Source organism: Streptomyces sp. NPDC029526, from assembly GCF_040637405.1.
Lineage (GTDB): Bacteria > Actinomycetota > Actinomycetes > Streptomycetales > Streptomycetaceae > Streptomyces.
In genome coordinates this window covers 355,784-374,703 of record NZ_JBEZWE010000005.1, presented here as the reverse complement: position 1 = coordinate 374,703, position 18,920 = coordinate 355,784, and the positions used below count along the sequence as shown (strand labels likewise).

The following is an 18,920-nucleotide window of genomic DNA, read 5'->3' as shown; positions in this document are numbered from 1 at the left end:
CGCCGGCCGGTGAGGACGGCGCGGACGGCGAGGGGGACGCGGACGGGGACGCCGACGGGGCGGCCCGCCGGTGGGGCGCGGTCGGCGCCGCGCTCGCCGTCGGGGTGACGGCGGTGCGCTCCTCGTCGGCGGCAGCCCGTCGCCCGTCCGGCAGCGCGGCCAGCGCCCCCACCACCGTCAGCACCGCGCAGGCCACCGCGCCGACGACGACCGCCCTCCGGCGGCGGGACCACGGCCGTGACCGGGCGCGGTCGGCGGTGCCGGACGGCAGCGGACCGTTGACCAGCGCCCCCGCGTCGGCCTGCGCGGCCGGGGCGGGGGAGCCGGTCGGGGCCGTGTCGTCCGGGCCGGGAACCGGTCCGGTGCCCGCCGGCTGACGCTCACCCTGGTCGGGCGCCTCCGGAAGGTCGGAGGCGGCGTCCGTGCGGGGCTCCACCACCGAGTCGGCGTCCGCGACGGCCTCCGGCCTGGCCGGCCCGGCCTCGTGCACGGCGTCCCCGACGGCCTCAGGTGCGGGCCCGGGCACGGCGTCGGCATCGGCATCGGCGTCGGGCGTCGTGTCGCCGGACGCCCCGTCAGCCGCCCCCGGGCCGGCCCCGGTGCCGGCGCGCGCGCCCGTGACCTCGGCGGTGTCCGAATCCGCTCGGCCGGCGGCCGGATCGGGCTCCCGTGCGGCACCGGGTGTCCCGCCGGCCGTCCCCTCGGGGCCGGTCCCCTCGGGGCCGGTTCCCTCGGGGTCGGTCCCCTCGGGGTCGGTCCCGGCGTCCGGCAGCCGGCCGTCCGTCCGGGGGCGCCGACGGGCCTCCACGGCCGGCAGCCACCGGCGGTGCAGCTCCAGGCGCTCCTCGCGCGTCGCCCCGCACAGGGCGGCGAACCGCTCGACGGGCGCGAACTCGACGGGGACCGCTTCGCCCGCGCAATACCGGTGCAGCGTCGAGGTGTTCATGCCCAGGCGACGGGCCAGCGCGCCGTAACTGCGGTCCGTGCGCTCCTTCAACTCCCGCAGCAGCGCGGCGAACCGCGCGACCTCCTCCTGCTCCGACACCGTCACCCCGCACTCGAATGGCCCGTTCCAGGCCCGGGACGGTGTCCCAGGCACCCCATGTACCTGCACGTCAGGGGGCCTGGGATGGTTCCAGGCCCGCCGATCGGGCCTCGGCCCTTGCGCCGTCCTCCCGCGACCGCCGATGCTCTCGGTGTCGCCGACGGCCCCGGACGGACCTGCCCGGCCGTCACGGTGGCCCCGGCGCGGGCCGGCCGGGCGCGGTACCGCCCGCCCGTCGCGCCGCACCGCTCCGCATCCGATCACGTTCCTACGGGGGACCGCCATGCCCATGCGTACCCGAGCCGCCGTGCTCGCCGCTCTCACTGCCGCCGTCGTCGCCGCCGGCACCGCGCTGACCGCGCCCGCCGGGGCCGCGCCCGCCCAGGCGGCGCCCCGCTTCCTGTCGGCCTCGCAGCTGCCGCCACACCCGTTCTCCGACTGGAGCGCGGGGCCCGTCACGGACGGCTTCCCCGTGGAGCTGGCCTACTGCCTGGGCGAGGGCGTCCCGGCCTACGACTACCGGCACCGGGTCTTCCACACCGATCTGGACACGGGCGCCGTGCAGGTCACCGTCGTGACGGGGTCCGCGGCCAAGGGCAGGGCGCTGGCCGCCCTGCTGAACAAGGAGATCCGCGGCTGTGCGGCGCGGCTGGAACAGTCCGACCCGGAGGTCGACGCCGCCTACCGCTCCTACGGCCCGGTGCGGGTGGAGGAGGGCGCCAAGGTGCACGGCCTGCACACGGAGACCTCCTGGGGCGCCACGGACATCCACCTGCTGTCCGTGGGACGGGACGGCCGGACCGTGACGGTCGTGGGCTGGGGCCAGATGGGCGACTTCGGTGACGCCCCGGTGGGCGCGTTCCGGAAGACCACGAAGAAGGCCGTGGAGAAGCTCTACTGACCGCAGCGTTGACCGCTGGGCCGCCACCGCGCGGACCGTGAGCCGCCATCGCGCGGACCACGGTGCCCCGCCACCGCGCGGACGGGGTCGTCCTCCCGCCTCGGGGGTCGGGAGGACGACCCCGCACCCGTGTGCCCGGGCCTCGCCCGCGTGGGCCGGACCCCGCACCCGGTACGTGGCCGTCGCACTTCGGCCAACTTCGGCCGATGACCGACGGTGACGGTCCGGCATGACTTCCCGCACCGGTGACGGGGCATGGATTCCCCTGGACCGTTCGAAGAACGTGTTCGGGCAAGGGGGAACCGACATCGGAACGCGGGCGGGGGTCATGACGAGGCAGGTGGGCGGGGTCGCTCCCGGTGAGGCCGGGACGTCCTCGGTGAAGACGGCGGAGAAGAGAGCCGGTGAGGACACCGCGGTGGCGGTGGGCACTCAGCTGCGGCGCAGACTGGGCCGGGCGGACCTCAGGGCGGTGCCCGAGTCCCGCCGGGCCCTGCGCGAGCTGTTGCGGCAGTGGGGCAGGAGCGGCGGATCGGAGACGGCAGAGCTTCTGACCAGCGAACTCGTCACCAACGCACTGGTGCACACCGACCACGACGCGGTGCTGACGGCCACCGTGGGACCGGACGGACTGCACGTCGAGGTACGGGACTTCACGGCCCGCGAACCCCGCCCGCGTCCCCCGGACACCGACCGCACGCACGGCCGGGGGCTGGCGCTGGTCGAGGCGCTCGCCGACGCCTGGGGGATCCGGGCGCACGGCGTGGGCAAGGCCGTCTGGTTCGAACTGGGCGCGGACCCGGCCTGATCCGGACCGCCGTGCGGCCCCGGGACGCCCGGCCGGCCACACGGGGGGTGAACCGGCAGGGGCGCGCGGCGTGCCGCGGGAACGGGCCGCGCCACAGGAGCCCGGCACCGGCGGACCTGACGGCAGCGGGACGGGGTGCGGCCGACTCGGGCCGCCGCACTCCGTCCCGCTGCCGTCGTCCCCGTCGCCCTTCCGTCGCCTGCCCGTGCCCGTGCCCGACCCTCCGTACGGTCTCCGACGGCCCCCGCTCAGTCCCCGACGGACCGTCAGCCGAACTGCTGCTCCAGGTCCTTCAGCTTGCGCTCCAGGGAGTCCAGGCGCGGCAGCGCCTGTGTGTCGTCCTCCGCGGTCAGGTCGACGGGCTGGGCGTCACCGGCGCCGCGGACCGGCTGCAGGGAGGGACGCGCGCGCACGGGCAGGGCCTCCGGCGCCGGTATGGCAGGCTCCGCGGGCACCCGCTCCAGGTCGGTGGCCCGCTCGACCGTCGGCGTGTCCAGCTCCCGCCCGCCGCCCCGGCCCACGAAACCGCGGTGGCCCCGGCTGATCGCCTTGAGCCGGGCCCGCTCCACGCGTTCCTGCTCGCGGCGGCGCCGCCGGGTCTCCTCCTTCTGCCGCTGGTCCTCGCGGACCTCCTCGACCGCCTCGTCCAGGCTGCGCACACCCTCCAGCAGCATCAGCGACCAGGCGCGGTAGGTCTCCCGCGGCGCCCGCAGCCAGCGCACGATGCGGATCTGCGGCAACGGCCGCGGCACCAGGCCCTGTTCCCGCAGGGCGGCCCGGCGGGTCTGCTTCAGCGCGCGGTCGAACAGCACCGCCGCCGACAGGGACATCCCCGCGAAGAAGTGCGGCGCCCCCGCGTGGCCGATGCCCCGGGGGGCGTGCACCCAGTTGAACCAGGCCGCCGCGAAGGCGAACGTCCACACGAGTATGCGCGAGCCGAGCGCCGCGTCACCGTGGCTGGCCTCGCGCACGGCGAGCACGGAGCAGAACATCGCCGCGCCGTCCAGGCCGAAGGGAACGAGGTACTGCCAGCCGCCGGACAGGCCGAGGTTCTGCTCGCCGAAGCCGACCAGGCCGTGGAAGGACAGCGCCGCCGCCACCGCCGCGCAGCAGAACAGCAGGATGTAGGAGACGGTGCCGTAGATGGCCTCCTTGCGCCTGCGGCGCTCCTCGCTGCGCTCCCACGAGTCGTCCGCACTCGTGTCCTTGACCGAGGAGCGCTTGCCGCGCGCGAGCACCGCCACCGCCGCCAGCATGCCCAGGAGCAGCACGGCGCCCGGAAGCAGCCAGTTCAGCGATATGTCGGTCAGTCTCATCTAGGGGTCCCTTGCATTGGGATAGGGCGTAACGCCCGCCATAGTGGCCCAATCCCGTCGTCCCTCAGGGGTTTTCGGGGCAAGAGGCCGCCAATGAAGTGCGAGGGGATGCCCAGGGCGGCGTTCTGCTCGAACTGCCGCGTGAGGGGCGGGAGGTGAGTTCGAATAACACTACCCGTAAGGGTGGTTCCACGGAGTGTTCCCGCGCTGGGTGAGGGAAGTGTGAATGAACCGTGACCTTCGGGTGCCCGGAGTCACGGTGGCCTCAGGGAGGCGGGAGGTGCGCGGGACGGCGTTCCCGGAGGGCCGAGGAGTCTTGGGGGTGACCGTCGCGGGTCGCGGAAGCTCACCGTACGGGTCGCGGGAGTGCCCCCGTACGGGCAGGGCGCTGGGTGCCCCGTACGGGGCAGGGGTACTCCTCACGCGGGGCGCGGCCCGGTCCTCGGGGGCGCGGGAGCGGTGAGGGCCGGGTACGCCGGGTTTGGGTACGCCGGATTGGGGGGCGTCGGCTCCGGGGGTGGCGGCCCGCCCGGCCGCCGGTGTGACGTGCGGAGTCGCCCTGTGGGGCGGGGCGGCAGGCCGTGCGGTCCGTCAGCTCGCCCGGGCGGTCTGCCTCTCGGCGCGTACGGCGCGGTCGGCCGTCCGGGCGGTGGTGCAGGTGCGGGGGCAGGTGGCGCAGATGTCCTCGGGGCGCAGCGTGTAGAACATGCAGCAGCTCACCCGGTCCCGGGTGGGGGCGGGGGCCGGCTCCCCGGCGGGTCCGGCCGGACGGCGGAAGGCTGCCGCGCCGACGTACGGGGTGGTCGACCCGGGCAGCAGCAACTCCAGTTCGCGCACCACCCGGGTGTCCTCGCCGAGCAGCTGGCCCACGTACCACAGGCTCTCGACGATCTCGTCGGTCGCCATGCCCCACAGGGCCCGCCCGCGACGCCGCATGCGCGGGCCGAAGGAGGCCAGCAGCGGCTCCAGGTGCTCCGCGACGGCCGCGCGCACCTCGGCGCGCAGGGCCTCCTCGTCCGGTACGACGCGGGCACCGGGCAGCGCCGCCGCCGGGTCGTCCGGGAGGCAGGCGAAGGTGTCCGGGCGCACGGCCATGCGGCCCACGGCGAGGCCCGGGGCGGTGCGGTCGAACGAGACGTGCGTCACGGGGCAGCGCGGCACCCTGCGGTGCAGGAACCACGGCACGGTGATCAGCAGGCAGGCGGGCCAGGCGTACCGGTGCAGCCCGAAGCTGGCGATGACGTCGGGCCGGGCCTGCTGCCCGTAGTCCCGCTGCACCTGGGTGTCGTCCAGGGCGAGGAAGGCGTCCAGTTCCGGCCCGCCCGCGGCCAGCTCGGCGGCGGGGATCCAGCCGCCGCCCCGGGGCATGTCCTCGTCGGGTCCGAGTACCGTGACCGCCATCGCCGGGAAGACCTCGGCCAGGCGGTCGTACGCGTCGGTGACGGCCGAACCGGGCACAGGCATGGGACCACCCATTCACGTCGTCGACCGGCCCCGTGGAGGCCGCTTGAAAGGTAAGGCTCACCTTACCGAAGATCGGCGAGATGTGAACCCGTGCCCCTGTGCCCGTATCGTGCTTGACGGCCGGGTGACAACCCGTCGTAATGACCTCAAGTACCGAAACGTCCGGAGGGGGACCTGTGAAGCACGGTGGGCAGGGCTCCGTCAGGACGGAGGAGACCGGGACGGGAGTGACCGGGGCGCGGGAGACGGAGGAGGCGGCGCGCGTGTCGGACGTCCGCCGGAGCGCGGGGACCGGGCGGGCCGGGAACACCCGGCAGGGCCCGGCCCTTCCCGCCGCCCACCGCGTGCCCGCCCAGCCCGGGGCCGGCGACGCCGGCCGCGAGCGGGTCCGCAGGGAGGGCGGGGACACCGGTGCGAGGGAGTCCGGCGCGAGGGAGTCCGGATGGGACGCGGCCGCCCCGGACCGGGAGCGGCCCGGCACCGGGACGGGAGGTGCGGGCGGCGGTGCGGGTGGCGGTGCGGCGCGCGGCGAACACACGCACAGCGAACCGCCGCTGCCCCGGCCGCGGGTGTCGGTCCAGCGCTCCTCCGTGCGCGGCCAGGTCCTCGCCGCCCTGCGCACCGCACTCGTGTCGGGCGAACTGCGGCCCGGCGAGGTGCACTCCGCGCCGGTGCTGGCGCAGCGGTTCGGCGTCTCCGCCACGCCCGTCCGCGAGGCCATGCAGCAACTCGCGCTGGAGGGCGCGGTCGAGGTCGTGCCGAACCGGGGATTCCGCGTGGTCGAACGGAGCGCCCGGGAGCTGGCCGAACTGGCGGAGGTGCGCGCGCTCATCGAGGTGCCGGTGATGCTGCGGCTGGCCCGCACCGTGCCGGCCTCCCGCTGGGCGGAACTGCGTCCGCTCGCCGAGGCCACGGTCCGCGCCGCCGTCTCCGGCTGCCGTGCCACCTACGCCGAGTCCGACCGGGCCTTCCACCGCGCGGTGCTGGCCCTCGCCGGGAACGAGCAACTGGTCCGCATAGCGGAGGACCTGCACCGCCGCGCCCAGTGGCCTCTGGTGGGCGGCGGCCCGGACGCCCGCCACCGGGGCGAACTGGTGGCCGACGCCCACGAACACACCGTGCTGCTGGACGCGTTGATCGCCGGCGACCTGGACGTCGTCCGTGACCTGGTGCGGGAGCACTTCACCGGGTCGGCCTGAGCGGGGACCGGGAACTCCCCGGCGGCGGAGCGTCTTCGCCGCCGGATGCCCCGGAGGCGTGGCGTCGTCCTTCCGTGCCGGGCCCGTGCCGGGCGTGCCGTAGCCGGGGTGCGCTTCCCTTCGGTGGGAGTTTCCGTCCGCCGGGCCGCGGGTGTTCCTAAGCCGTCGCCGCCGCGCCCGTGGCCGGGGGTGCCAACTGGCGGGCCAGCCACGTCGGGACGCCCCCCAGGAGCCGGAACAGCCGGCGGGCCTCCTCGCGCAGCCGGGACGCCTCCGCCTCGGTCTCCGTGTCGGCGAGCGAGACCAGCGCCGGAGCCGTGCCGATCAGATAGCCCAACTCCTCGCGGATCCGGAGGGATTCGGCGAAGCCCTGTCGTGCTTCGACCAACTCTCCCTCGCGCAGGGCGAGTCCGGCCAGATGGCGCCACGTCCCGGACAGGAGCAGCGCGTCGGCGTGGGCGGTGGCGCCCGCGTGGGCCCTGCGGTACGCGGCCCGGGCGGCCTGCGGGGACCGGGTGAGGTTCTCCGCGACCAGCCCGCGGCGGAAGTCCAGGAGGGGCCGCCCGGCCGCGTCGGGAGCGATCAGGGCAGCCGCCCGGCCGAGGGCGGCGCGTGCCTCGTCGGCCCGGTCGCGCACGCCGAACAGGGTGGCCGCGTAGGCCAAGTACCCGCGTTCACAAGCGGCGGCGCCCCGCTCGTCGTCGCCGGTGGCGAGGGCCTCGGCGGTGCGCAACGCGTCCTCGGCCTCCTCCCAGCCCGTCTCGGTGTACAGGCACCGCTCCACCAGCAGGGAGGCCCGTTGCAGAGCGGCCGCCGGTTCCGCCGCCGGGAGCAGGGCTGCCGCGTCGGCCCAGCAGGCACGTGAGCGCAGCCGCCATACCGCGGTCTGGAGGGGATCGTCACCAGAGGTCGTTCCGTTACCAGACATGGCGGTATGCGCCACGTTGCCCTCCCCGAGCACGCCATCGAGCTGTTGAGTGGTGGCCGCATCTCAGCACGAACAACAGGGCCGGGCCAAGAGGGTGGGTGAAGTTTTTCACAAAGTCGTGGACCGGGAGGCCCGAACCCGCGAACGCGCCCCGGCGCGCGGGTCTCGCCCAGGGCGCCCCCGGCGTCCCCCGCGCCCCACAGGGCGCCCCGCACCACCCGCGAAGCCGCTCTCGACCACAGGGCGGGGCGTACTCGCGCGCGGGCGGGACCGAGCACGGAGGGGGCGCGCTCGCACACGGGGCCTGCTCGCAGACGGGGCGCGCTCGCCGGCGGGGCGCGGCCGTACACGGAGGGGGCGCGCTCGCACGCAGGCGGCGCTCGTACGCAGGCCGCGCTCGCCGGCGGGGACGGAGTGTGCTCGCCCCGGGGCGCCCCGTCCGCGGGACGGGGCGCCCCCGCCCCGCGCACCGCTCGCCCCGGCCCCGCGCGGCCCCCGCCCCGCGCCCCGCCCCGCGCCCCGCCCGCGCCGGCCCCGCTGCGCGCGCTGCCCCGCCCGCGCCCGGGCCGCACTCCCGCCTGAGGTGCGGTCAGCTCATGCGCAAAGCCAGGAAGAAGTCCAGCTTGTCCTCCAGCCGGGACAGGTCCCGGCCGGTGAGCTGCTCGATGCGGCCGACGCGGTAGCGCAGGGTGTTGACGTGCAGGTGGAGGCGTCCCGCGCAGCGGGTCCAGGAGCCGTCGCAGTCCAGGAACGCCTCCAGCGTCGGGATGAGTTCGGCGCGGTGCCGGCGGTCGTAGTCCCGCAGCGGGTCGAGGAGCCGGGCGGTGAAGGCGCGGCGCACGTCGTCGGGGACGAAGGGGAGCAGCAGGACGTGCGAGGCGAGTTCCTGGTGGCCGGCGGCGCAGACCCGGCCGGGGCGGGCCGCCGCCACCCGGCGGGCGTGCCGGGCCTCCTCCAGTGCGCCGCGCAGTCCCTCCGCCGAGTGCACGGCCGCGGACACGCCCAGGGTGAGGCGGCCGTCCCCGTCGAGACCGGCCGCCAGCGGATCGCGCACCGCGGCCAGCAGCGTGTCGGCCTGGATGCCCGCCCGGGACTCGTCGTGCTCGCCCGTGGCGAGGGTCGGCAGCGGGACGAGGGCGATCGCCTCGTCCCCGGTGTGGGCCACCGCGATCCGGTCGGAGTGCTCCGGACCGGTCTCGGCGGGGTCGACGAGGATCTCCTCCAGCAGCGCCTGCGCCTGCGCCTGCGCGCCGCCGTCCGGCCCGTCCGGTCCCTCGCCGTCCCAGTCGACCCGGGCGACCACGACCTGCCAGTGCGGTGCCGCGCCGAGCCCCGGAAGCAGCACCGGGGCCGCCACCCGCAGCCGGGCGGCGATCTCGGCCGGGGCCGCGCCGTTCTGCACCAGCTCCAGCACCTCCTGCGCCAGGCGGCGGCGGACGGTGCGCGCCGCGTCCCGGCGGTCGCGTTCCACGGCGATCAGCTGGGTGACCCCGTGCAGCAGGTCCAGGCGCTCCTCGGCCCACTCCCCGGCGTCCGCCTCCACGGCGAGCACCCAGTCCGCCAGTGACCCCTCCGGCGGCGCGGCCCCCTCCGGGGTGTCGCCGGGCCGGGGGGAGCGTCCGGTGCTGCGGACCGGGAACAGGCTGTAGGTGGTGGAGCCCAGCGTCACCCGGTGGGGGCCGCGCCGGCTGCCGCGGGCGGTCGCCAGGTGTTCCGCCGCCAGCCGGGCGCAGACCTCGGCGGGCAGCCGCGTGCCGCCCGCCGCACCGGCGGCGGGGCCCGCCTCCTTCGGCGCGGCGATCAGCCGGCCCGCGGGGGAGAGCACCCAGGCCCGCAGGTCCAGGTCGGTGCCGAGCAGGTCCAGGACCACGTCCGGGCCGCCGCCCGCCGGGCCCGAGGTCATCATCCGCCGGTGCCGGTCCACGACGGCCGCGAGGTCCCCGGCGCGTTCGCCGGACACCTGCCGGACCACGTGCTCGGTGACGGTCGCGAAGGCCACCGACTCGTCCACCGCGAACAGCGGCAGCCGGTGCCGAGCACAGGCGACCACCAGGTCGTCGGGGACGTCGCCCAGCTCCGCCGTGCCGGCCGCCAGCGCGGCCACGCCGGCCTGCGCCAGGACCCGTACGAAGGGTTCGGAGTCGTCCGCGTCCCGGCGCCAGGCGAGGCCGGTGAGCACCAGTTCCCCGCCCGAGAGGTAGCGGCTGGGGTCACGCAGGTCGGTCGTCATGACCCCGCGCACGCTGCGGTCCAGTTCCTCCTCGCCGCCGAGCAGCTTCAGGCCCAGCGCGTCGGTGTCCAGCAGTGCGCGCAGCCGCATTCTCGTCGCCGCCGTTTCTTTCGCTCGTTGTCGGTGACGGACCATGGAGGAACAGTGCGGTGTTCGGCCGGCCGGTGGCTGATCAGCGCGGTGGGCCGCTCCTGGACCGCCTCCTCCGGTGTCGGAGGAGGTGAGGGGGCCACGAGCCCCCCGCGTTCATACGAATCTACAAGATGACCTCGCTGGCCAGCCAACTCCTTCATGCAATCCGTGACTGACCCGTGCGGAGCAGCGGGCGGTGTACTGAGCCCACTCCGCGTGAACTGCACAGAGTACGAGCCCGGTCCGCCGCACCCGGATGGCTCGATCTGTACGACCCACCAGACGAAGAAGAAGAGAGCCGGTCATGGACTTCCTTCGCCCCGCCAGCTGGGAGGAGGCGCTCGCCGCCAAGGCCGAGCACCCCGCCGCCGTGCCGATCGCGGGCGGCACCGACGTGATGGTCGAGATCAACTTCGACCACCGCCGGCCCGAGCACCTGATGGACCTCACCCGCATCGGCGAGCTCTCCGAGTGGGAGACCGGCGAGGACGGCGTGCGGCTCGGCGCCTCCGTCCCCTACACGAAGATCATGGAGCACCTGCGGGCCGAACTGCCGGGGCTCGCCCTCGCCTCCCACACGGTCGCCTCCCCGCAGATCCGCAACCGCGGCGGCGTCGGCGGCAACCTCGGCACCGCCTCCCCGGCCGGCGACGCCCACCCGGCGCTGCTCGCCGCGGGCGCCGAGGTCGAGGTCGCGTCGGTGCGCGGCTCCCGCCGCATCCCCATCGACGACTTCTACACCGGCGTGAAGCGCAACGCGCTGGCGCCCGACGAGCTGATCCGCGCCGTCCACATCAGGAAGGCCGACGGCCCCCAGCAGTTCTCCAAGGTCGGCACCCGCAACGCCATGGTGATCGCGGTGTGCGCCTTCGGCATCGCGCTCCACCCGAGCACCCGCACGGTCCGCACCGGGATCGGCTCGGCCGCCCCGACACCCATTCGGGCGACGGCGGCCGAGGAGTTCCTGAACGCGGCGCTCGACGAGGGCGGCTTCTGGGACAACGGCAAGATCATCACACCGTCCGTCGCCAAGCAGTTCGCCGACCTGTGCGCCGCCGCCTGCAACCCGATCGACGACGTGCGCGGCACCGCGAGCTACCGCCGCCACGCGGTCGGCGTCATGGCCCGCCGCACCCTGACCTGGATCTGGGAGTCGTACCGCGGCGCCCGCCACCTCACCGAGGGAGCCGCCTGATGCGTGTCACCTTCACCGTCAACGGACGCCGCCAGGAGGCCGACGACGTCTGGGAGGGCGAGTCCCTGCTGTACGTGCTGCGCGAGCGGCTCGGCCTGCCCGGCTCCAAGAACGCCTGCGAGCAGGGCGAGTGCGGATCGTGCACCGTGCGCCTGGACGGCGTCCCGGTCTGCTCCTGCCTGGTCGCCGCCGGCCAGGCCGAGGGCCGCGAGGTCGTCACCGTGGAGGGCCTGGCGGACTACGCGAAGCAGCGCTCCTGCGCCACCGGCGCCTGCGGAACCGACACCGCGACGGACACCGCGACGGACGCCGGGACCGGCGCGGGCACCGACTCGCAGACCGGCGAGGGCACCGAACTCTCCCCCGTCCAGCAGGCGTTCATCGACGCGGGCGCCGTCCAGTGCGGCTTCTGCACCCCGGGCCTGCTGGTCGCCGCCGACGAGATGCTGGAGCGCAACCCGGCCCCGACCGACGCGGACATCCGCGAGGCCCTGTCCGGCAACCTGTGCCGCTGCACCGGCTACGAGAAGATCATGGACGCGGTCCGCCTGGCCGCGGCCCGCCAGTCCGAGGGGGTCTGACCATGCCGACCAACGGTGTTCCCACGAAACTCACCCAGGGCACCGGCGCCTGCGGCGGCATCGGCGAGTCCACCCTCCGCCCGGACGGCACCCTCAAGGTCACCGGGGAGTTCGCGTACTCCTCCGACATGTGGCACGAGGACATGCTCTGGGGCCAGATCCTGCGCTCCACCGTCGCCCACGCCGAGATCCTGTCCATCGACACCGCCGAGGCCCTGGCGACCCCCGGCGTCTACGCCGTCCTGACGTACGACGACCTGCCGACCGAGGTGAAGAACTACGGCCTGGAGATCCAGGACACCCCCGTCCTCGCCCACGGCAAGGTCCGTCACCACGGCGAACCGGTCGCGATCGTCGCCGCCGACCACCCCGAGACCGCGCGCCGGGCCGCCGCCAAGATCAAGGTCGACTACCGGGAGCTGCCCGTCGTCACCGACGAGGCGTCCGCGCTCGCCCCCGACGCCGTCCTGATCCACGAGAACCGCGACGACCACCACGCCGGCCACGTCCCGCACCCCAACGTCGTGCACCGCCAGCCCATCGTGCGCGGCGACGTCGCCGCCGCCCGGGAGCGGGCCGACGTGATCGTCGAGGGCGAGTACACCTTCGGCATGCAGGACCAGGCCTTCCTCGGCCCCGAGTCCGGCCTCGCCGTCCCCGAGGAGGACGGCGGCGTCCACCTCTACGTCGCCACCCAGTGGCTCCACTCCGACCTGCGCCAGATCGCCCCCGTGCTCGGGCTGCCCGAGGACAAGGTGCGGATGACGCTGGCCGGCGTCGGCGGCGCGTTCGGCGGGCGCGAGGACCTGTCGATGCAGATCCACGCCTGCCTGCTCGCCCTGCGCACCGGCAAGCCCGTCAAGATCGTCTACAACCGCTTCGAGTCCTTCTTCGGCCACGTCCACCGCCACCCCGCCAAGCTGTACTACGAGCACGGCGCCACCGCCGACGGCCGGCTCACCCACGTCAAGTGCCGCATCGTGCTCGACGGCGGCGCCTACGCCTCCGCCTCCCCGGCCGTGGTCGGCAACGCCTCCTCGCTCGGCGTCGGCCCGTACGTCGTGGACGACGTCGACATCGAGGCGATCGCCCTCTACACCAACAACCCGCCGTGCGGCGCGATGCGCGGCTTCGGCGCCGTCCAGGCGTGCTTCGCCTACGAGGCGCAGATGGACAAACTGGCGGCGAAGCTGGGCATGGACCCGGTGGAGCTGCGGCAGCTCAACGCCATGGAGCAGGGCACGCTGCTGCCCACCGGGCAGGTCGTCGACTCGCCCGCCCCGGTCGCCGAACTGCTGCGCCGCGTCAAGGCGATGCCCATGCCGCCGGAGCGCCAGTGGGAGTCCAGCGAGGGCGCCGACGTGCGCCAGCTGCCGGGCGGCCTGTCCAACACCACGCACGGCGAGGGCGTGGTGCGCGGCGTCGGCTACGCCGTCGGCATCAAGAACGTCGGCTTCTCCGAGGGCTTCGACGACTACTCCACCGCCCGGGTCCGCATGGAGGTGGTCGGCGGCGAGCCGGTCGCCACCGTGCACACCGCGATGGCGGAGGTCGGCCAGGGCGGCGTCACCGTCCACGCGCAGATCGCCCGCACCGAACTCGGCGTCGGCCAGGTCACCATCCAGCCCGCCGACACCCAGGTGGGCTCGGCCGGTTCCACGTCCGCCTCCCGGCAGACCTACGTCACCGGCGGCGCCGTCAAGAACGCCTGCGAGCTGGTCCGCGAGAAGGTGCTGGAGCTCGGCCGGCGCCGCTTCGGCTCCCACCACCCGGCGTGGGCGACCGCCGAACTCCTGCTGGAGGGAGGCAAGGTCGTCACCGACGGCGGCGAGGTCCTCGCCGACCTGGTGGACGTCCTCGGCGACGACGCGGTGGAGGTCGAGGAGGAGTGGCGGCACCGGCCGACCGAACCCTTCGACCTGCGCACCGGCCAGGGCAACGGCCACGTCCAGTACTCCTTCGCCGCGCACCGGGCCGTCGTCGAGGTCGACACCGACCTCGGCCTGGTCAAGGTCATCGAACTGGCCTGCGCCCAGGACGTCGGCAAGGCGCTCAACCCGCTGTCCGTGCTCGGCCAGATCCAGGGCGGCACCACCCAGGGGCTGGGCGTCGCCGTCATGGAGGAGATCGTCGTCGACCCGAAGACCGCGAAGGTCCGCAACCCCTCCTTCACGGACTACCTCATCCCCACCATCCTCGACACGCCGACCATCCCCGTCGACGTGCTCGAACTCGCCGACGACCACGCGCCGTACGGGCTACGCGGCATCGGCGAGGCCCCGACCCTGTCGTCCACCCCGGCGGTCCTCGCGGCCGTCCGGAACGCGACGGGCCGGCAGCTCGACCGCACACCGGTCCGCCCCGAACACCTGACGGGAACCGCGTAGCGGGTCCCCGAGGGATCCGCGTGCCCGCCGCACCCCGCGGCACCCGGCGCCGGGCAGGGAGCAGCACCACACGGTCCTCCCGGCGCCGCCCACCGATGTTCGTCTCGGGCCGTCCCCCGGGTCGTGCACATCCCAAATCCCGTGAACCCGCTCCAGGGCACGGGTGCCCCTGTGAACCTTGGGAGATGGCACCATGACCCAGTCAGTGCAGCCCAGGACCGCCGCCGACGACGCGGGCGCGGGAACCCGCGTCCCGGCCGGACGGTCCTGGCTCGACCGTTACTTCCACATATCGCACCGAGGGTCGACGGTCGCCCGTGAAGTGCGCGGCGGCATCACCACCTTCATGGCGATGGCCTACATCCTGCTGCTCAACCCGCTGATCCTGTCCGGCGAGGACGCGGCCGGCGACACCCTCGGCCGCACCGCCCTGATCACCGCCACCGCGTTCGCCGCCGCGCTCACCACCCTGCTGATGGGCTTCTTCGGCAAGGTGCCGCTCGCCCTCGCCGCCGGGCTGTCCGTCTCCGGCGTCCTCGCCTCGCAGGTCGTGCCCGTCATGACGTGGCCGCAGGCGATGGGCATGTGCGTCCTGTACGGCGTGGTCATCATGCTGCTGGTCGTCACCGGCCTGCGGGAGATGGTCATGAACGCCATCCCGCTCGCCCTCAAGCACGCGATCACCATGGGCATCGGCCTGTTCATCGCCCTGATCGGCTTCTACAAGGCCGGCTTCGTGCACCAGGGCGAGGCGACCCCGGTCACGCTCGGCCCGGCCGGCGAGCTGTCCGGCTGGCCGGTGCTGCTCTTCGCCGTCACCCTGCTGGCGATCTTCATGCTCCAGGCGCGCGGCGTGCCGGGCGCGATCCTCATCGGCATCATCGGCGGCACGGTGCTGGCCGTCGCCCTCAACGCCTTCGGCGTCATCGACCCGAAGCAGTGGGCGGCCGGCGCTCCCGAACTGAACGGCAGCGCGGTGTCGATGCCCGACTTCGGGGTGTTCGGCGCCGTCGAGTTCGGCGGCTGGAGCGAGGTCGGCGCGATGACCGTCGGCATGATCGTCTTCACCCTGGTGCTGGCGGGCTTCTTCGACGCCATGGCCACCATCATCGGCGTCGGCACCGAGGCGAAGCTGGCCGACGACAAGGGCCGCATGCCCGGCCTGTCCAAGGCGCTGTTCATCGACGGCGCCGGCGGTGTCGTCGGCGGTGTCTCGGGGGCGTCCGGGCAGACCGTGTTCGTGGAGTCGGCGACCGGGGTCGGCGAGGGCGCCCGCACCGGACTGTCGTCCGTCGTCACCGGCCTGTTCTTCGCGGCCTGCCTGTTCTTCACCCCGCTCACGGCGATCGTGCCGGGCGAGGTGGCCGCCGCCGCCCTGGTGGTGATCGGCGCCATGATGATGATGAACGCCCGCCACGTCGACTGGGCCGACCGCGCCACCGCCATCCCGGTGTTCCTCACCGTGGTCATCATGCCGTTCACCTACTCCATCACCGCGGGTGTCGCCGCCGGCGTCATCTCCTACGTCGCCATCCGGACCGGCCAGGGCAGGGCCCGCGAGATCGGGGCCTTCATGTGGGGCCTGGCGCTGATCTTCCTGGTCTACTTCGCCCTCGCCCCCATCGAGAGCTGGCTGGGCGTGCACTGACCCCGCCCGGGAACCCGCACCACGCCGAGGAGAGAGCACGATGCTGGACATCGCCGAGGAACTGCACCGGTGGGCCGCCGAGGGCCGCGACTTCGCCGTCGCCACGGTCGTGGCGGTCGGCGGCAGCGCGCCCCGGCAGCCCGGCGCCGCGCTCGCGGTCGACGCCGACGGCACCGCGATCGGCTCGGTCTCCGGCGGCTGCGTGGAGGGTGCCGTGTACGAGCTGTGCACCCAGGCGCTCCGGGACGGCGAGCCCGTCCTGGAGCGCTTCGGCTACAGCGACGACGACGCCTTCGCGGTCGGCCTGACCTGCGGCGGCGTCATCGACGTCCTGGTCACCCCGGTCCGGGTCGGCGATCCCGTCCGCCCCGTCCTGACCGCCGCCCTCGACGCCGCCGCCCGGGGCGGGGCGGCGGCGCTGGCCCGGGTGGTGAGCGGCCCGGCGGAACTGCGGGGCCGCGCACTGGTGGTCCGGCCCGACGGGTCGACGGAGGGCGGCTTCGGCGGCCACCCGGAACTGGACCGCACGGTCGCCGCGGAGGCCGCCGCCCTGCTGGACGCGGGCCGCACCGGCACGGTCGAGATCGGCGCGGAGGGCTCCCGGTGCGGGGCCCCGCTGACGCTGCTGGTGGAGTCGTCGGTCCCGCCGCCCCGCATGATCGTCTTCGGGGCGATCGACTTCGCGGCGGCCCTGGTCCGGGTGGGCAAGTTCCTCGGCCACCACGTCACCGTGTGCGACGCCCGCCCGGTGTTCGCCACCCGGGCGCGCTTCCCCGAGGCCGACGAGGTCGTCGTGGAGTGGCCGCACCGGTACCTGGAGCGCACCGAGGTCGACGGCCGCACCGTCCTGTGCGTCCTGACCCACGACGCGAAGTTCGACGTGCCGCTGCTGCGGCTCGCGCTGCGGCTGCCGGTGGCCTACGTCGGCGCGATGGGCTCCCGCCGCACCCACCTGGACCGCGCCGCACGCCTGCGCGAGGTCGGCGTGACCGACCTCGAACTGGCCCGGCTCCGCTCGCCCATCGGCCTCGACCTGGGTGCCCGTACGCCGGAAGAAACGGCGCTGTCCATCGCGGCGGAGATCGTCGCCGACCGGCGGGGCGGCAGCGGCACCCCGCTCACCGGCGCGCACACCCCGATCCACCACGACGGCGGCCCGGGCCCGGGGCCGGCGGGGCGGATCGGCTCGGTGGCCTGACGGCCCGATCGGCACGGGCGGCACGGGCGGGCGGACGAACGGACCGGACGACTGGACCGGACGACCGGACTGGACCGGACGACCGGACCGGACCGGACGGACGGCCGTCGGACGGGCCCGGCGGCCGATCGGACCTGGCGGGTGGCCGACAGCGTGGCGGTGGCCCGCCGGCCGGACCTCGTCGCGGAGACCGTCGAGCGCGCCGGTCACAGCGGCTCCTCGTCCGCGTCTCCGCCGTCGGCCCTCCCACCGTCTTCGCGGCCCCGCTGGACACGCCCCCGGAGGGACGGCCGCCGGCGCCGGGCCGAGCCGTCGGCCATCCCTCCAGGGTGCGCGGGCCGTCCGCCCGACGGGGTCACGCCTGCCGGAGCAGCCGGTTGACCGCCCGGCCGAAGACCAGGCGCCCCGTGCGGGCCACCACGCCGTCGAGCGCGGTCGGGACCAGCGCGACCCGCAGGTCCTCGCGCCACTCCACGCGGGCGCGCCCGCCCGGTCCCGGCCGCACCTCGATCTCCGCCCACCCGGTGACGACCCGGCCCCGCTTCTCCAGGCGGCACCGGCCCGGGGTGCCGTCCCCGGGCGGCTGCCACACCGTGACCTCCATCGGGTCGTCGAAGGCCAGCGGGCCGATCCCGGAGCGGGCCACGACGACCGTGCCCTCGCCGGTCGGCGGGGGAGTGGTCACCGTGACCCGGGTGAACGGGACGGTGTCGCCGTGCCGGTGCCAGGCCGTGAGCCGGCGCCAGGCCTCTGCGGGGGGAAGGGGCGCCGTGCGCCGGACGAGGAAGAGGGCCACCGGACGATCCTAGGAAACGGCGTCCGCCCCCCGGCGGACCCGGGGCCGTGTCACCCGGTCGGCCCAGCGCCCGCCCCCTGCCGCGGTCACCGGTACACCTTCCCCGGTTCCGCCCGGCCCGGGGCCAGCAGCTGGGGGACGGTCACGAACACGTAGCCCCGCTCCTTCAGCACGCGGATGATGCCGGGCACGGCCGGCACCGTGCCGTCGTAGAGGTCGTGCAGCAGGACGATGCCGTCGCGGGAGACCTGGGACAGGACGCGGCGGGTGATGACGTCGGAGTCCGTGGTCGCGTAGTCCTTCGCGGTGACGCTCCACAGGATCTCGGCCAGCCCCAGTTCCCGGCAGATCTCGTGCACTCTCGCGTCGGTGCGGCCCTGCGGTGGACGCATGAGGGTGGGGCGGCGGCCGGTGAGCTCCTCGATCGCGTCGTCGGTGCGCGTCAGCTCCTCGCGTATCTGGTCCGGCTGAAGGTCCGTGAGGTTGCGGTGCGTCCAGGTGTGGTTGGCGAGCTCGTGCCCCTCGTCGGCCATGCGGCGGACGAGCTCGGGGTAGCGGTCGATGTGCCGCCGGCCCATGAGGAAGAACGTGGCCGGGACCTGTTCCTCGGCGAGGATGTCCAGCAGCCGTGCGGAGTGCTCGCTGGGGCCGGCGTCGAAGGTGAGCGCGACGCACTTGGCCTGGCGGCAGTCGACGGTGCCGAACCGCGCCCGGACGTCGGTGGCCCGCGCGCTGCTCGGGGTGGTGGTGTCCGTCCGTCCGCAGCCGCCCAGGGCCATCAACAGGGCCGCCGCCACCCCCAGCGAGGCGGCCCGGAACGCGATCGTGGATCTCTTCGTCTTCTTGGTCGGAGAAGGCATGCCCGGACTATACGCAGCGTGTATACGCGCAGTGCATAGTCGCTCCGACGTGCTCTCCGCCGGGCGCCGGCGGGCCTGTGAGGGTGATCACTCGGCCGTCTCCCACCCCGGCGCGCGCTCCGCGCTCCGCGACCTCGACTGGGCCGAATCGGTGCATATCTGCCTAAGTTGTCTCCAAGTGTTTGAGACAACCGCAAAACGGCACTCGCGTTCCCCAGGAGCCCCACCGGCC

Annotated in this window: 15 protein-coding genes; 8 read left to right on the top strand and 7 right to left on the bottom strand. The window is 74.9% G+C overall.

Annotated features, from left to right (window positions below; all coding sequences use genetic code 11):
* On the bottom strand, nucleotides 1–1,045 hold a 1,045-nt coding region (locus AB0F01_RS16200), incomplete at its 3' end, for a helix-turn-helix domain-containing protein (RefSeq protein WP_362095228.1).
* Between the two features lie 283 nt (nucleotides 1,046–1,328).
* Here AB0F01_RS16200 and AB0F01_RS16195 point away from each other — a divergent pair.
* Nucleotides 1,329–1,946 (top strand): hypothetical protein, encoded by a 618-nt coding sequence (locus AB0F01_RS16195; protein ID WP_362095225.1) that lies wholly within the window; start codon nucleotides 1,329–1,331, stop codon nucleotides 1,944–1,946.
* A 328-nt stretch (nucleotides 1,947–2,274) separates the two neighbouring features.
* The gene (locus tag AB0F01_RS16190) at nucleotides 2,275–2,754 is read left to right on the top strand and encodes an ATP-binding protein (RefSeq protein WP_362095265.1); all 480 of its coding nucleotides are present in this window, start codon (nucleotides 2,275–2,277) and stop codon (nucleotides 2,752–2,754) included.
* Between the two features lie 266 nt (nucleotides 2,755–3,020).
* On the opposite strand, the gene AB0F01_RS16185 is transcribed toward AB0F01_RS16190, so the two are convergent.
* Both AB0F01_RS16185 and AB0F01_RS16180 read right to left on the bottom strand, forming a co-directional pair.
* Nucleotides 3,021–4,070 carry a DUF2637 domain-containing protein gene (locus AB0F01_RS16185; RefSeq protein WP_362095222.1) on the bottom strand — a complete coding sequence of 350 codons (1,050 nt, stop codon included), beginning with the start codon at nucleotides 4,068–4,070 and terminating at the stop codon, nucleotides 3,021–3,023.
* Between the two features lie 591 nt (nucleotides 4,071–4,661).
* Nucleotides 4,662–5,534 carry a (2Fe-2S)-binding protein gene (locus AB0F01_RS16180; RefSeq protein ID WP_362095220.1) on the bottom strand — a complete coding sequence of 291 codons (873 nt, stop codon included), beginning with the start codon at nucleotides 5,532–5,534 and terminating at the stop codon, nucleotides 4,662–4,664.
* A gap of 344 nt (nucleotides 5,535–5,878) precedes the next feature.
* On the opposite strand from AB0F01_RS16180, the gene AB0F01_RS16175 reads away from it, so the two are divergent.
* Nucleotides 5,879–6,733, top strand: a complete 855-nt coding sequence (locus AB0F01_RS16175; RefSeq protein ID WP_362095262.1) for a GntR family transcriptional regulator — start codon at nucleotides 5,879–5,881, stop codon at nucleotides 6,731–6,733.
* A 157-nt stretch (nucleotides 6,734–6,890) separates the two neighbouring features.
* On the opposite strand, the gene AB0F01_RS16170 is transcribed toward AB0F01_RS16175, so the two are convergent.
* Both AB0F01_RS16170 and AB0F01_RS16165 read right to left on the bottom strand, forming a co-directional pair.
* Nucleotides 6,891–7,661 (bottom strand): hypothetical protein, encoded by a 771-nt coding sequence (locus tag AB0F01_RS16170; RefSeq protein WP_362095217.1) that lies wholly within the window; start codon nucleotides 7,659–7,661, stop codon nucleotides 6,891–6,893.
* Between the two features lie 589 nt (nucleotides 7,662–8,250).
* Complete coding sequence (locus tag AB0F01_RS16165) at nucleotides 8,251–9,981, bottom strand: PucR family transcriptional regulator ligand-binding domain-containing protein (RefSeq protein WP_362095214.1); 1,731 nt, start codon at nucleotides 9,979–9,981, stop codon at nucleotides 8,251–8,253.
* A gap of 346 nt (nucleotides 9,982–10,327) precedes the next feature.
* Here AB0F01_RS16165 and AB0F01_RS16160 point away from each other — a divergent pair, with 346 nt between their 5' ends.
* The 5 genes from AB0F01_RS16160 (at nucleotide 10,328) to AB0F01_RS16140 (ending at nucleotide 17,032) form a co-directional block, all read left to right on the top strand.
* Nucleotides 10,328–11,218: a xanthine dehydrogenase family protein subunit M gene (locus tag AB0F01_RS16160; RefSeq protein ID WP_362095211.1), complete on the top strand. Its 891-nt coding sequence runs from the start codon at nucleotides 10,328–10,330 to the stop codon at nucleotides 11,216–11,218.
* Nucleotides 11,218–11,799, top strand: coding sequence for a (2Fe-2S)-binding protein (locus AB0F01_RS16155; protein ID WP_362095208.1), 582 nt, complete (start codon nucleotides 11,218–11,220; stop codon nucleotides 11,797–11,799). Before AB0F01_RS16160 ends, AB0F01_RS16155 begins: the two co-directional genes overlap by 1 nt.
* 2 nt (nucleotides 11,800–11,801) lie before the next feature.
* The gene (locus AB0F01_RS16150) at nucleotides 11,802–14,186 is read left to right on the top strand and encodes a molybdopterin cofactor-binding domain-containing protein (protein WP_362095205.1); all 2,385 of its coding nucleotides are present in this window, start codon (nucleotides 11,802–11,804) and stop codon (nucleotides 14,184–14,186) included.
* 193 nt (nucleotides 14,187–14,379) lie between these two features.
* Nucleotides 14,380–15,834, top strand: coding sequence for an NCS2 family permease (locus AB0F01_RS16145; protein ID WP_362095202.1), 1,455 nt, complete (start codon nucleotides 14,380–14,382; stop codon nucleotides 15,832–15,834).
* A gap of 40 nt (nucleotides 15,835–15,874) precedes the next feature.
* Entirely contained in the window at nucleotides 15,875–17,032 is a 1,158-nt protein-coding gene (locus AB0F01_RS16140) for an XdhC/CoxI family protein (protein WP_362095199.1), read from the top strand.
* A 355-nt stretch (nucleotides 17,033–17,387) separates the two neighbouring features.
* Here AB0F01_RS16140 and AB0F01_RS16135 read toward each other — a convergent pair whose 3' ends face one another.
* Entirely contained in the window at nucleotides 17,388–17,828 is a 441-nt protein-coding gene (locus AB0F01_RS16135) for an SRPBCC family protein (RefSeq protein WP_362095196.1), read from the bottom strand.
* Nucleotides 17,829–17,914: 86 nt separating this feature from the next.
* The gene (locus AB0F01_RS16130) at nucleotides 17,915–18,688 is read right to left on the bottom strand and encodes a polysaccharide deacetylase family protein (protein ID WP_362095193.1); all 774 of its coding nucleotides are present in this window, start codon (nucleotides 18,686–18,688) and stop codon (nucleotides 17,915–17,917) included.
* Nucleotides 18,689–18,920 lie beyond the last annotated feature (232 nt).